At 62.4% G+C, this 13,969-nt stretch carries 10 protein-coding genes, 1 tRNA gene and 1 pseudogene; 11 read left to right on the forward strand and 1 reads right to left on the reverse strand.

All coding sequences use genetic code 11. From position 1 onward, the window contains the following. From LPZ50_RS12450 to rpoC, 10 genes and pseudogenes are all read left to right on the forward strand, one after another. Nucleotides 1-132 (forward strand): annotated as a pseudogene (locus LPZ50_RS12450) (elongation factor Tu); the annotation flags it as partial. 116 nt (nt 133-248) lie between these two features. After that, nucleotides 249-324 (forward strand) — tRNA-Trp (locus LPZ50_RS12455). A 116-nt stretch (nt 325-440) separates the two neighbouring features. After that, nucleotides 441-821, forward strand: a complete 381-nt coding sequence (gene secE, locus LPZ50_RS12460) for a preprotein translocase subunit SecE (RefSeq protein ID WP_230661808.1) — start codon at nt 441-443, stop codon at nt 819-821. A gap of 9 nt (nt 822-830) precedes the next feature. Continuing rightward, entirely contained in the window at nt 831-1,364 is a 534-nt protein-coding gene (nusG, locus tag LPZ50_RS12465) for a transcription termination/antitermination protein NusG (RefSeq protein WP_012251787.1), read from the forward strand. Nucleotides 1,365-1,427: 63 nt separating this feature from the next. Continuing rightward, nucleotides 1,428-1,859: a 50S ribosomal protein L11 gene (gene rplK / locus LPZ50_RS12470; RefSeq protein ID WP_230661809.1), complete on the forward strand. Its 432-nt coding sequence runs from the start codon at nt 1,428-1,430 to the stop codon at nt 1,857-1,859. A gap of 2 nt (nt 1,860-1,861) precedes the next feature. Beyond that, nucleotides 1,862-2,560: a 50S ribosomal protein L1 gene (gene rplA / locus LPZ50_RS12475; protein WP_230661810.1), complete on the forward strand. Its 699-nt coding sequence runs from the start codon at nt 1,862-1,864 to the stop codon at nt 2,558-2,560. 252 nt (nt 2,561-2,812) lie between these two features. Then, nucleotides 2,813-3,337: a 50S ribosomal protein L10 gene (gene rplJ, locus LPZ50_RS12480; RefSeq protein ID WP_012251784.1), complete on the forward strand. Its 525-nt coding sequence runs from the start codon at nt 2,813-2,815 to the stop codon at nt 3,335-3,337. A gap of 76 nt (nt 3,338-3,413) precedes the next feature. Further along, nucleotides 3,414-3,794 carry a 50S ribosomal protein L7/L12 gene (gene rplL / locus LPZ50_RS12485; protein WP_230661811.1) on the forward strand — a complete coding sequence of 127 codons (381 nt, stop codon included), beginning with the start codon at nt 3,414-3,416 and terminating at the stop codon, nt 3,792-3,794. Between the two features lie 163 nt (nt 3,795-3,957). Then, nucleotides 3,958-8,070, forward strand: a complete 4,113-nt coding sequence (gene rpoB / locus LPZ50_RS12490; protein ID WP_230661812.1) for a DNA-directed RNA polymerase subunit beta — start codon at nt 3,958-3,960, stop codon at nt 8,068-8,070. Continuing rightward, nucleotides 8,070-12,308: a DNA-directed RNA polymerase subunit beta' gene (gene rpoC / locus LPZ50_RS12495; RefSeq protein ID WP_230661813.1), complete on the forward strand. Its 4,239-nt coding sequence runs from the start codon at nt 8,070-8,072 to the stop codon at nt 12,306-12,308. Before rpoB ends, rpoC begins: the two co-directional genes overlap by 1 nt. A gap of 127 nt (nt 12,309-12,435) precedes the next feature. Here rpoC and LPZ50_RS12500 read toward each other — a convergent pair whose 3' ends face one another. Beyond that, entirely contained in the window at nt 12,436-12,831 is a 396-nt protein-coding gene (locus LPZ50_RS12500; protein ID WP_230661814.1) for a TssQ family T6SS-associated lipoprotein, read from the reverse strand. Nucleotides 12,832-13,093: 262 nt separating this feature from the next. On the opposite strand from LPZ50_RS12500, the gene LPZ50_RS12505 reads away from it, so the two are divergent. After that, nucleotides 13,094-13,969, forward strand: an 876-nt coding sequence (locus LPZ50_RS12505) for a hypothetical protein (RefSeq protein ID WP_230661815.1), incomplete at its 3' end; no start/stop codon positions are given.

A 13,969-nucleotide genomic window follows, 5' to 3' on the forward strand; every position in this document is an offset into this window, starting at 1 on the left:
CTGCCGGGCGACAACGTGTCGATGACGGTCAAGCTGCTGGCTCCGATCGCCATGGAAGAAGGTCTGCGCTTCGCCATCCGTGAAGGCGGTCGTACCGTCGGCGCCGGCGTCGTCGCAAAGATCATCGCCTAAGGCGGATGCTGTGCAAGGGGAAGCCGGCCCGGTTTCGGGCCCGCTTCCCATGTTTGTCGGAAAAGTAGTACTATGTATGGTTCCGCAAGTTGCCATACATCGCTCGCAAGAGTTTTAGGGGTATAGCTCAATTGGCAGAGCGTCGGTCTCCAAAACCGAAGGTTGTAGGTTCGATTCCTACTGCCCCTGCCACATTTTTGGTCAACGTCGTATCCAACTTGGCCCTGTTTGCCATCAACCCCGCTCGCTCTTAAACCCGCCGGGAGATCACCGCCAGTCGCGCATTCACGGCCGGCTCGCGTCGCAAAATGTCTAATACCAGCGTAGAAACCGTAACCAGTACCGCCGACCGCATCAAGCTGGGCCTGGCAGTGCTCGTTATTATTGCTGGCATCGTGGGTTTCTCGGTGCTTAGCGCCCAGCCCATGGCTGTCCGCATTGGCGTGTTCATTGGCGGCCTGGTGGTTGCTGCCCTGATCGCCTGGGCTAGCGAGCCCGGCCGCCGTACCCTGAGCTTCGCGGGCGAGTCGTACAACGAAGCCAAGCGCGTTTCCTGGCCCACCCGCAAGGAAACCACCCAGATGACCGGGATCGTGTTCGCGTTTGTCGCGGTCATGGGCATACTGATGTGGGTGCTCGACAAGGGCATCGAATGGATACTCTACGGCCTGCTGCTGGGCTGGAAATAAGGACGCCGAATGAGTAAACGCTGGTATGTCGTCCATGTGTATTCGGGCATGGAAAAAAGCGTCCACAAGGCCTTGAACGAGCGCATCGAGCGCGCGGGCCTGCAGACGTCGTTCGGCCGCATCCTGGTGCCTTCCGAAGAGGTCGTCGAAATGAAAGGCGGCCAGAAGTCCATCAGTGAACGTCGCATTTTCCCGGGTTACGTCCTGGTCGAGATGGATCTCACCGACGAAACCTGGCATCTGGTCAAGAATACCAACCGTGTCACCGGCTTTCTGGGTGGCTCGGGCAACCGTCCCACGCCGATTTCCGAAAAGGAAGTCGAGAAAATCCTCTCCCAAATGGAAGAGGGTGTCGAGAAACCTCGCCCCAAGATCCTGTTCGAAGTGGGCGAGATGGTTCGCGTGAAAGAAGGTCCGTTTGCAGACTTCAACGGCAACGTCGAAGAAGTCAACTACGAAAAGAGCAAGGTGCGTGTGTCCGTTACCATTTTCGGTCGCGCCACGCCTGTCGAACTCGATTTCAGCCAGGTCGAAAAGACCTGATTTTCAACCCCGGGGAGCCCGTGGCCCATGGCGGCAGGCGTTTGAACCCGTAAGGAGCAAAGCATGGCGAAGAAGATCGTCGGCTTTATCAAGCTGCAAGTACCGGCTGGTAAGGCAAACCCCTCTCCCCCGATTGGCCCGGCGCTGGGTCAGCGTGGCCTGAACATCATGGAATTCTGCAAGGCGTTCAACGCCAAGACCCAGGGCATGGAGCCCGGTCTGCCGATTCCGGTGGTGATCACTGCCTTCGCCGACAAGAGCTTCACCTTCATCATGAAGACCCCGCCCGCGACGGTCCTCATCAAGAAGGCCGCCGGCGTGCAAAAGGGCTCGTCCAAGCCGCATACCGACAAGGTCGGTACGCTGACGCGCGCCCAGGCTGAAGAAATCGCCAAGACCAAAGAACCCGATCTGACCGCGGCCGACCTGGAAGCCGCCGTTCGCACGATCGCTGGCAGCGCCCGCAGCATGGGCATCACGGTTGAGGGGATCTAATCATGGCAAAACTGTCCAAGCGCGCCGCCGCTATCGCCCAGAAAATTGATCGCACCAAGCTGTACCCCGTGGCCGAAGCCCTGACCCTGGTCAAGGAAACCGCCACCGCCAAGTTCGATGAGTCCATCGACGTGGCCGTGCAACTGGGTATCGACCCCAAGAAATCCGACCAGCTGGTTCGTGGTTCCGTGGTGCTGCCCGCCGGTACCGGCAAGAGCGTCCGCGTGGCCGTGTTCGCCCAGGGCGACAAGGCTGAAGCCGCGCGCGCCGCCGGCGCCGACATCGTCGGCCTGGACGACCTGGCCGAGCGCATCAAGGGCGGCCAGATCGATTTCGACGTGGTCATCGCCTCGCCCGACACGATGCGTGTCGTGGGCGCCCTGGGTCAAGTGCTGGGCCCCCGCGGCCTGATGCCGAACCCCAAGGTCGGTACCGTGACCCCCGACGTCGCCACGGCCGTGAAAAACGCCAAGGCTGGCCAGGTCCAGTACCGTACCGACAAGGCGGGCATCATTCACGCCACCATCGGCCGCGCCTCGTTTGGCGTGGAACAACTGCAAACCAACCTGGCCGCGCTGGTCGACGCCCTGCAAAAGGCCCGTCCCACCGCTGCCAAGGGTATTTATCTGCGCAAGCTCGCTGTCTCGTCCACCATGGGCGGCGGTGCGCGCGTGGAAGTAGCTTCGCTGTCGGCGAATTAATTCGCCACGGCAAAACGTACTTTGGGCCGCATCCGGGTCACACCGGATGCTGCTGTCAAAGACCGCTGGAGCAGGTTGCCCGCAGCTGTATCGCAGGCACCCCGCTTAATCCCGAAGCCGGTCCGGTTCGGATCCAGCGTAGACGGCGTCCCCAGGAAGAATTCTTTACCCGAAGAACTCAACCAGGCGCCGCATTCGGTTGACGCGCAAGGCCATCCGGTCCCAGGCGTCTTTTGATGGAGTGTTCAAACCGTGAGTCTCAATCGTCAAGAGAAAGCGGTGGTGATCGAAGAAGTCTCGGCAGCTGTTGCCAAGGCCCAGTCGATCGTTATCGCCGAGTATCGTGGTCTGGACGTCGCCTCTGTCACCGTACTGCGCAAAACTGCGCGTGAATCGGGCGTGTACCTGCGTGTTCTGAAGAACACGCTGGCCCGTCGTGCGGTTGCCGGCACGGCTTTCGAGCCGTTGTCCGAGCAACTGACCGGTCCGCTGATCTATGGCATCAGCGAAGATCCGGTCTCGGCGGCCAAGGTCCTCGCAGGTTTCGCGAAAAGCAACGACAAGCTGGTCATCAAGGCGGGCTCGCTGCCCAACAACCTGTTGAACCAAGAAGGCGTGAAGGCCCTGGCCACCATGCCCTCGCGCGAAGAGTTGCTGTCGAAACTGCTGGGCACCATGCAAGCCCCCATCGCGCAATTTGTGCGTACGCTCAACGAAGTTCCGACCAAGTTCGCCCGTGGCCTCGCCGCCGTGCGCGACCAGAAGGCGGCGGCGTAAGCCACCGCCCGCGGAATTCGCTGAACGACCGAGCGACACCCAACCTGGCATTTATCCAATTCTGGAGTTCTGAAAAATGGCACTTAGCAAAGCTGAAATCCTTGACGCCATCGCTGGCATGACCGTGCTCGAGCTGTCCGAGCTGATCAAGGAAATGGAAGAGAAGTTTGGCGTGTCGGCTGCTGCCGCCGCTGTGGCTGTGGCTGCTCCCGCTGCCGGTGGCGCTGCCGCCGCTGCCGAAGAGCAAACCGAATTCACCGTGGTTCTGGCTGAAGCCGGCGCCAACAAGGTGAGCGTCATCAAGGCCGTGCGTGAACTGACCGGCCTGGGTCTGAAGGAAGCCAAGGACCTGGTCGACGGCGCGCCGAAGCCCGTCAAGGAAGGCGTTGCCAAGGCTGACGCCGAAGCCGCCAAGAAGAAGCTGGAAGAAGCTGGCGCCAAGGTCGAAGTCAAGTAAAACCTTGCGTCATCTGCCCGGGGACAGCGCAGTTTGCAGTCCCCGGGCTTTTGCGTTTCCAGGAAACCCCTGCTGGCAGGGTGACCTTTACAGAGGGGTTTTCTGGAGTCGTATCACCTGGGGCCGTGGTTGACGGCCCATGCAACCTCGAGTCGGAGTGCTCATGCCTTACTCGTACACCGAAAAAAAGCGCATCCGCAAAAGCTTCGCCAAGCGTGAAGACGTTCAAAACGTTCCTTTCCTGCTGGCGACACAGCTGCAATCCTACCTAACTTTCCTGCAGGCGGATACCTCTCCGTCCGAACGGGCCAGCGATGGCCTGCAGGCGGCGTTTTCGTCGATTTTCCCGATCGTCAGCCATAACGGAATGGCGCGCTTGGAGTTCGTCAGCTATGTGCTGGGCGAGCCGGTGTTCGATGTCAAGGAATGCCAGCAACGCGGCCTGACCTACGCGTCGCCGCTGCGCGCCAAGGTTCGCCTGGTGCTGCTGGACCGCGAAGTCAGCAAGCCCACCATCAAAGAAGTGAAGGAACAGGAAGTCTACATGGGCGAAATTCCGCTCATGACCGGCACCGGTTCGTTCGTCATCAATGGCACCGAGCGTGTCATCGTTTCGCAGCTGCACCGTTCGCCGGGCGTGTTCTTCGAGCACGACCGCGGCAAGACGCACAGCTCTGGCAAGCTGCTGTTCTCGGCCCGCGTGATTCCCTACCGCGGCTCGTGGCTGGACTTCGAATTCGACCCGAAAGACGTCCTGTTCTTCCGCGTCGACCGTCGCCGCAAGATGCCCGTGACGATTCTGCTGAAGGCCATTGGCATGACGCCCGAATCGATCCTGGCGCACTTCTTCGATTTCGACAATTTCGAGATCAAGAGCGAAGGCGGCATGATCGAGTTCGTGCCCGAGCGCTGGAAAGGCGAGATGGCGCGCTTCGACATCGCCGGCCGTGATGGCAACGTCATCGTCGAGAAAGACAAGCGCATCAACGCCAAGCATCTGCGCGACATGGCCAATGCCGGCATCCAGCGCATCTCGGTGCCCGAAGAATTCCTGTACGGCCGCGTGCTGGCCAAGAACATCGTCGATGCCGACACCGGTGAAGTGGTGGCGCATGCCAACGACGAGATCACCGAAAGCGTGCTTAACGCCCTGCGCGCCGCCAACGTGCACGACATCCAGACGCTGTACACCAACGATCTCGATCGTGGTCCGTACATCTCGCAAACCCTGCGCACCGACGAGACGGCCGACCAGATGGCCGCGCGCGTGGCCATCTACCGCATGATGCGCCCGGGCGAACCGCCCACCGAAGACGCCGTCGAAGCGCTGTTCCAGCGTCTGTTCTACAGCGAAGAAACCTACGATCTGTCGCGCGTGGGCCGCATGAAGGTCAACAGCCGCCTGGGCCGTGGTGAAGACATCACCGGCCCCATGACGCTCACCAACGAAGACATCCTTGAAACCATCAAGGTGCTGGTCGAGCTGCGCAACGGCCGCGGCCAGATCGATGACATCGATCACCTGGGCAACCGCCGCGTGCGCTGCGTGGGCGAACTGGCCGAGAACCAGTTCCGCGCCGGCCTGGTGCGCGTGGAACGCGCCGTCAAGGAGCGTCTGGGCCAGGCCGAGACCGAAAACCTGATGCCGCACGACCTGATCAACTCCAAGCCGATCTCGGCCGCCATCAAGGAGTTCTTCGGTTCGAGCCAGCTGTCGCAGTTCATGGACCAGACCAACCCCCTGTCGGAAATCACGCACAAGCGGCGTGTTTCCGCCCTGGGCCCGGGCGGCCTGACCCGCGAACGCGCCGGTTTTGAAGTGCGCGACGTGCATCCCACGCACTACGGCCGCGTGTGCCCGATCGAAACGCCGGAAGGCCCGAACATCGGCCTGATCAACTCCATGGCGCTGTACGCCCGCCTGAACGAGTACGGCTTCCTGGAAACGCCCTACCGCAAGATCATCGACGGCAAGGTCAGCGACCAGATCGATTACCTGTCGGCCATCGAGGAAAGCAACTATGTCATCGCGCAGGCCAACGCCGCGCTCGACGACGAAGGCCGTTTCGTCGACGACCTGGTGGCTTGCCGCGAAGCGGGCGAAACCATGCTGACCGCGCCGGCCAACGTGCACTACATGGACGTTGCGCCCTCGCAGATCGTCTCGGTGGCGGCATCGCTCATTCCGTTCCTCGAGCACGACGACGCCAACCGCGCGCTGATGGGCGCCAACATGCAACGCCAGGCCGTACCCTGCCTGCGCCCCGAAAAGCCCGTGGTGGGCACCGGTGTCGAACGCACCGTGGCGGTCGACTCGGGCACCACCGTGCAGGCGCTGCGTGGCGGCGTGGTTGACCACGTCGACGCCGAGCGTGTCGTGATCCGCGTCAACGACGAAGAAAACGTCGCTGGCGAAGTGGGCGTGGACATCTACAACCTGATCAAGTACACGCGTTCCAACCAGAACACCAATATCAACCAGCGTCCCATCGTCAAGCGTGGCGACAAGGTTGCCAAGGGTGATGTGCTGGCCGATGGCGCGTCCACCGACCTGGGTGAACTGGCCCTGGGCCAGAACATGCTGATCGCGTTCATGCCCTGGAACGGCTACAACTTCGAAGACTCGATCCTGATCTCCGAAAAAGTCGTGGCCGATGACCGCTATACCTCGATCCACATCGAGGAACTGACGGTCGTGGCGCGCGACACCAAGCTCGGACCCGAGGAAATCACCCGCGACATCAGCAACCTGGCCGAGACCCAGCTGAACCGCCTGGATGATTCGGGCATCGTCTACATCGGCGCCGAAGTGGCGGCCGACGATGTGCTGGTGGGCAAGGTCACGCCCAAGGGCGAAACCCAGCTCACGCCGGAAGAAAAGCTGCTGCGCGCCATCTTCGGTGAAAAAGCCTCCGACGTGAAAGACACTTCGCTGCGCGTGCCTTCGGGCATGGTCGGCACCGTCATCGACGTGCAAGTGTTCACGCGCGAAGGCATCGTGCGCGACAAGCGCGCCCAGTCCATCATCGACGATGAGCTGCGCCGCTACCGCCAAGACCTGAACGACCAGCTGCGCATCGTCGAGAACGACCAGTTCGACCGTATCGAGAAGCTGCTGGTGGGCAAGACGGTCAACGGCGGCCCGCGCAAGCTGGCCAAGGGTGCCAGCATTACCAAGGCCTACCTGGCCGACCTGGACCGCTGGCAGTGGTTCGACATCCGCCTGGCTGATGAGCCCAATGCCGTGGTGCTGGAACAGGCCAAGGAATCGCTCGAACAGAAGCGTCACCAGTTCGACCTGGCGTTCGAAGAAAAGCGCAAGAAGCTCACGCAGGGCGACGAGCTGCCCCCGGGCGTGCTCAAGATGATCAAGGTCTACCTGGCCGTCAAGCGCCGCCTGCAGCCTGGCGACAAGATGGCCGGCCGTCACGGTAACAAGGGCGTGGTGTCGCGCATCACCCCGGTTGAAGACATGCCGCACATGGCCGACGGTACGCCTGCCGACATCGCGCTGAATCCGCTGGGCGTGCCCTCGCGGATGAACGTGGGCCAGGTGCTGGAAGTGCACCTGGGCTGGGCCGCCAAGGGCGTGGGCCATCGCATCGCCGACATGCTGCGCGACGAGCGCACGGCGCAGGTCAAGACTGTGCGCGCCTACCTGGACAAGGTGTACAACACCACCGGCAGCGGTGCGCAGGTCGACAACCTGACCGATGACGAAGTCATGGAACTGGCCCAGAACCTCAAGAACGGCGTGCCGTTCGCGACGCCGGTGTTCGACGGCGCCACCGAGGAAGAAATCGGCACCATGCTCGAGCTGGCCTACCCGGATGAAGTCGCCCAGCGCATGCAGTTGACCGAATCGCGCACCCAGGCATGGCTGTACGATGGCCGCACCGGCGAGAAGTTCGAGCGCCCGGTCACCATCGGCTACATGCACTACCTGAAGCTGCACCACTTGGTCGACGACAAGATGCACGCGCGTTCCACCGGCCCGTACTCGCTGGTGACGCAGCAGCCCCTGGGCGGCAAGGCACAGTTCGGCGGCCAGCGTTTCGGGGAAATGGAAGTGTGGGCGCTGGAAGCATACGGCGCCGCCTACACCCTGCAAGAAATGCTGACGGTGAAGTCCGACGACATCACCGGCCGCACGAAGGTATACGAAAACATCGTCAAGGGCGACCACGTCATCGATGCCGGCATGCCGGAATCGTTCAACGTGCTGGTCAAGGAAATCCGCTCGTTGGCCCTGGACATGGATTTGGAGCGTAACTGATGAAAGCGCTACTCGACCTCTTCAAGCAAGTCTCGCAAGACGAGCAGTTCGATGCCATCAAGATCGGCATCGCCTCGCCCGAGAAAATCCGTTCGTGGTCTTACGGCGAAGTCCGCAAGCCCGAGACCATCAACTATCGTACGTTCAAGCCCGAGCGTGACGGCCTGTTCTGCTCGAAGATCTTCGGGCCGATCAAAGACTACGAGTGCTTGTGCGGCAAGTACAAGCGCCTGAAGCATCGCGGCGTCATCTGCGAAAAGTGCGGCGTCGAAGTCACGGTGGCCAAGGTGCGCCGCGAGCGCATGGGCCACATCGAGCTGGCCAGCCCGGTCGCGCATATCTGGTTCCTGAAGAGCCTGCCGTCCCGCCTGGGCATGGTGCTCGACATGACGCTGCGCGACATCGAGCGCGTGCTGTACTTCGAAGCCTGGTGCGTCATCGAACCCGGCATGACCCCGCTCAAGCGCGGCCAGATCATGTCCGACGACGACTTCCTCGCCAAGACCGAGGAATACGGCGACGACTTCCGTGCCCTGATGGGTGCGGAAGCCGTGCGTGAACTGCTGCGCACCATCGACATCGATCGCGAAGTGGAAACGCTGCGCGGCGAACTGAAGGCCACCAGCTCGGAAGCCAAGATCAAGAAAATCTCCAAGCGCCTGAAGGTGCTGGAAGGCTTCCAGAAGTCGGGCATCAAGGCCGAATGGATGGTCATGGAAGTGCTGCCCGTGCTGCCGCCGGACCTGCGTCCGCTGGTGCCGCTGGATGGCGGCCGCTTTGCCACGTCCGACCTGAACGACCTGTACCGCCGCGTCATCAACCGCAACAACCGCCTCAAGCGCCTGCTGGAACTGAAGGCGCCGGAAATCATCCTGCGCAACGAAAAGCGCATGCTGCAGGAAGCCGTTGATTCGCTGCTGGACAACGGCCGTCGCGGCAAGGCCATGACGGGCGCCAACAAGCGCCAGCTGAAGTCGCTGGCCGACATGATCAAGGGCAAGAGCGGCCGCTTCCGCCAGAACCTGCTGGGCAAGCGCGTCGACTACTCGGGCCGTTCGGTCATCGTGGTGGGCCCGCAGCTCAAGCTGCACCAGTGCGGCCTGCCCAAGCTGATGGCGCTGGAACTGTTCAAGCCTTTCATTTTCAATCGCCTGGAAATGATGGGCCTGGCCACCACCATCAAGGCCGCCAAGAAACTGGTCGAAAGCCAGGAACCGGTGGTGTGGGACATTCTGGAAGAAGTCATTCGCGAACACCCGGTCATGCTGAACCGGGCGCCCACGCTGCACCGCCTGGGCATCCAGGCGTTCGAGCCGGTGCTGATCGAAGGCAAGGCCATCCAGCTGCACCCGCTGGTTTGCGCGGCGTTCAACGCCGACTTCGACGGCGACCAAATGGCTGTGCACGTGCCGCTGTCGCTGGAAGCCCAGCTGGAAGCGCGCACGCTGATGCTGGCGTCGAACAACGTGCTGTTCCCGGCCAACGGCGAACCGTCGATCGTGCCGTCGCAGGACATCGTGCTGGGCCTGTACTACACCACGCGTGAGCGCATCAACGGCCGCGGCGAAGGCATTTTCTTCACCGACGTGGCCGAAGTGCAGCGTGCCTACGACAACGGCGAAGTCGAGCTGCAGTCGCGTGTCACCGTGCGCCTGACCGAGTACGAGCGTGACGACAACGGCGATTTCCAGCCGGTGCTGCGCCGTCATGAAACCACGGTGGGCCGCGCGCTGCTGTCCGAGATCCTGCCCAAGGGCCTGCCCTTCACGGTGCTGAACAAGGCGCTGAAGAAGAAGGAAATCTCGCGCCTGATCAACCAGTCGTTCCGCCGCTGCGGCCTGCGCGACACGGTGATCTTCGCAGACAAGCTGATGCAGTCGGGCTTCCGCCTGGCCACCCGCGGCGGTATCTCCATCGCCATGGGTGACATGCTGATTCCCAAGGCCAAGGAAAGCATCCTGGCCGAAGCCAGCCGTGAAGTGAAGGAAATCGATAAGCAGTACTCGTCGGGTCTGGTCACGTCCCAGGAGCGCTACAACAACGTTGTGGACATCTGGGGCAAGGCCAGCGACAAGGTCGGCAAGGCGATGATGGAACAATTGGCCACCGAGCCCGTGGTGAACCGCCACGGCGAGGAAGTGCGCCAGGAATCGTTCAACTCGATCTACATGATGGCCGACTCGGGTGCCCGCGGTTCGGCCGCCCAGATCCGCCAGCTGGCCGGCATGCGCGGCCTGATGGCCAAGCCGGACGGCTCCATCATCGAGACGCCCATTACCGCGAACTTCCGCGAAGGCCTGAACGTACTGCAGTACTTCATTTCCACCCACGGCGCGCGTAAGGGCCTGGCCGATACCGCGCTGAAGACGGCGAACTCGGGTTACCTGACCCGTCGCCTGGTCGACGTGACGCAAGACCTGGTCATTACCGAAGACGATTGCGGCACCAGCCAGGGCTATTCCATGAAGGCGCTGGTCGAAGGCGGCGAGGTCATCGAACCGCTGCGCGACCGCATCCTGGGCCGTGTTGCCGCCATCGACGTAGTGGATCCCAGCACGCAGGAAACGGCAATTGCCGCCGGCACGCTGCTCGACGAAGACCTGGTCGACCTGATCGATCGCATCGGGGTCGACGAAGTGAAGGTGCGCACGCCGCTGACCTGCGAAACGCGCCATGGCCTGTGCGCGCACTGCTATGGCCGCGACCTGGGCCGTGGCTCGCACGTCAACGTCGGCGAGGCGGTGGGCGTCATCGCCGCGCAGTCGATCGGCGAACCGGGCACGCAGCTCACCATGCGTACGTTCCACATCGGTGGCGCGGCATCGCGTTCGGCCCTGGCCAGCGCGGTTGAAACCAAGTCCAACGGCAAGGTCGGCTTTGCCAGCACCATGCGCTATGTCACCAACGCCAAGGGCGAACGGGTGGCGATCTCGCGTTCCGGTGAACTGGCCATCTACGACGACAATGGCCGCGAACGCGAACGCCACAAGATCCCGTACGGCGCCACCGTGCTGGTGGGCGACGGCGAAGCCGTCAAGGCGGGTACCCGCCTTGCCACCTGGGATCCGCTGACCCGTCCCATCGTGTCGGAATACGGCGGCGCGGTGCGCTTCGAGAACATCGAAGAAGGCGTCACCGTGGCCAAGCAGCTGGACGAAATCACCGGCCTGTCGACCCTGGTCGTCATTACGCCCAAGACGCGCAGCGGCAAGGTCATTACGCGTCCGCAGATCAAGCTGGTCAACGACAACGGCGAAGACGTCAAGATCGCCGGTACCGACCACTCGGTGAACATCTCGTTCCCGGTGGGCGCGCTGATCACGGTGCGCGACGGCCAGCAGGTTTCGGTGGGTGAGGTGCTGGCGCGTATTCCGCAAGAATCGCAAAAAACCCGCGACATCACCGGTGGCCTGCCGCGTGTGGCCGAGCTGTTCGAAGCCCGCTCTCCCAAAGACGCCGGCATGCTGGCCGACGTGACGGGCACGGTTTCGTTCGGCAAGGACACCAAGGGCAAGCAGCGCCTTGTCATCACCGACCTGGAAGGCGTCAGCCACGAGTTCCTGATTCCCAAGGAAAAGCAGGTGCTGGTGCACGACGGCCAGGTGGTGAACAAGGGCGAAATGATCGTCGACGGCCCGGCCGATCCGCACGACATCCTGCGCCTGCAAGGCATCGAGAAGCTGGCGACCTACATCGTCGACGAAGTGCAGGATGTTTACCGTCTGCAGGGCGTGAAGATCAACGACAAGCACATCGAAGTGATTGTTCGTCAGATGCTGCGCCGTGTGAACATCGTCGACGCGGGCGATGCCGAGTTCATCCCGGGCGAGCAGGTCGAGCGTTCCGAGCTGTTGAACGAGAACGACCGTGTCACCGCCGATGGCAAGCGTCCGGCTTCGTACGACAACGTGCTGCTGGGCATCACCAAGGCCTCGCTGTCGACCGATTCGTTCATCTCGGCTGCTTCGTTCCAGGAAACCACGCGTGTCCTGACCGAAGCCGCCATCATGGGCAAGCGCGACGATCTGCGTGGCCTGAAGGAAAACGTGATTGTCGGCCGCCTGATTCCCGCCGGTACCGGCTTGGCTTACCACATCGCCCGCAAGGACAAAGAGGCGCTGGAAGCGGCCGAGCGCGAAGCCGCGCGCCAACTGGCCAATCCGTTCGAAGATGCGCCGGTCACGGTCGATGCCGAAGCGCCGCAGCCTGGCGCGAACCAGGAGGACCAGGCCGAGTAAAGGCCTGTTCCGCCCCTGGCGGGTGAGGCTGGCCCTGTGGGGCCAGCCAGCATCCAAAAAACGGCCGGTGAATGTTCAGCGGCCGTTTTCTTGCCTGTTGCCGGCCCTGAAGGCCGGCGCAGCGCGCCTACTTGCCGGCGCGGGCTTGCGCCGCGGTAAACACCGGGCCCCATTGAGGGTGGCCAGCTTCGTTCGGGGCCAGTGTGAAGCTTGAATCCAATTGCAAAATACGTACGAAGGTGTCTTCGCACAGTTGCGCGTAGTCGCGTACGCAGTAGCTGAAAGCCTGCAATTTGTAGGCTTCGACTCGCATCGACTTGGGTGCCGAGGCAAGGTCGCCCGACGTGGCTACGGTACGGATGACGGTACCGTATTGTCCGGCGGCATACTGGTCACGTAGCTGCTGCATGGCGTCTTGCGCGGCTTGCGTGGGCGGAGCTTCCGCCGAGGTGCCCATACCGGCGCAGCCTCCCAGCAACGCCAGAAGGCAAACAACAGAGGGCAGGAAAGCACGAGTCTTCATGAAGGGGTCAGCCTATTCCTGTGGAAAGAAGGGAGTCACATCCTGTTCCGGGCGTAGCTATTGTGAAATGAAGCCGGACGGATGCTCGGATAATATCCGCTGAATGAATCAATAGCGCATGCTGCGGCGCAATAAATATGCTTCTTACTGATAGTTCCAGTTATAAAAGGTAACTTCAGTAAACTTACCAGCCCCGCTTGCGCCAGAATCGAACGCCGTCGTACAGGTGAATGGTTACCTGCCCATTTCCAGTCTTGTGGTCATGTTTTCGTCCCCCGGCTTTTCATCGCCCCGCGGCCCCTTTGCCGGCGCCGCGCCCCTTGCTCACCGGCCGTTGAGCGCCATTGCCGCAACCACCGCCGGTGGGGTGCCGCAAACCCGCATCCAGCGCATCATCGTCGAGCTGATTCCCGTTCTTGAAAAGCTGCACCAGGAAGGCCGCGTCTGTGGCGACATCTCCGTGCACTCGGTCGGCATGGACGAAACCGGCAGGGCGCATCTGATGGCGCTTTCCGGCTATGCCCGGCCCGTGGATGCCCAGGCGCTCACGCCCGGCTATGCTCCCTTCGAGCTGTATACCGAAGCCTCCGAATGGCCGCGCGGCCCCTGGACGGATATCTACGCGTTGAGCGCCGTGGTGTATTCGCTGGTTAGCGGCCAGCGTCCTCCGGCGGCGCCCGAACGCCGGATAGCCGAGTCGTACCGTCCGCTGACGGAACTTGGACTGAACAAGTACGACCCGCAGTTCCTGGCGGCGATCGATGCTGGCCTGGCCCTGGCGCCTGCCGACCGTCCGCAGACTATCCGCGCATACGCGGAGTCATTGGCCCTGCCCCAGGCAAGCTACGCTGCGTCCTCGGCGCCGGCGGAAGACCCGCGCATGGCGCCGATGGCTGCCGACGAGGCCGTGGGCGCCGCGCGCCCCGGCAATCTGCGATCCGTGCTGCGGGTATTGCTGCTGGGTATCGCCACCCTGGCCGTCTCGGCCTACTGGTGGGGACGGTTGACCAACAGTCCGGAAGAAGTCATTACTTATTCAGAGCCCGCGTCGTCGCCGCCGGTCCAGCAGGCACAATCGCCGGAACAGCAGGTGCAGTCGCCGCAGCCGCAGCCGCAAGCGCAGGCGGCGGCGCCCGCC

It is taken from the genome of Bordetella petrii (assembly GCF_020991325.1).
GTDB lineage: Bacteria > Pseudomonadota > Gammaproteobacteria > Burkholderiales > Burkholderiaceae_B > Bordetella_A > Bordetella_A petrii_E.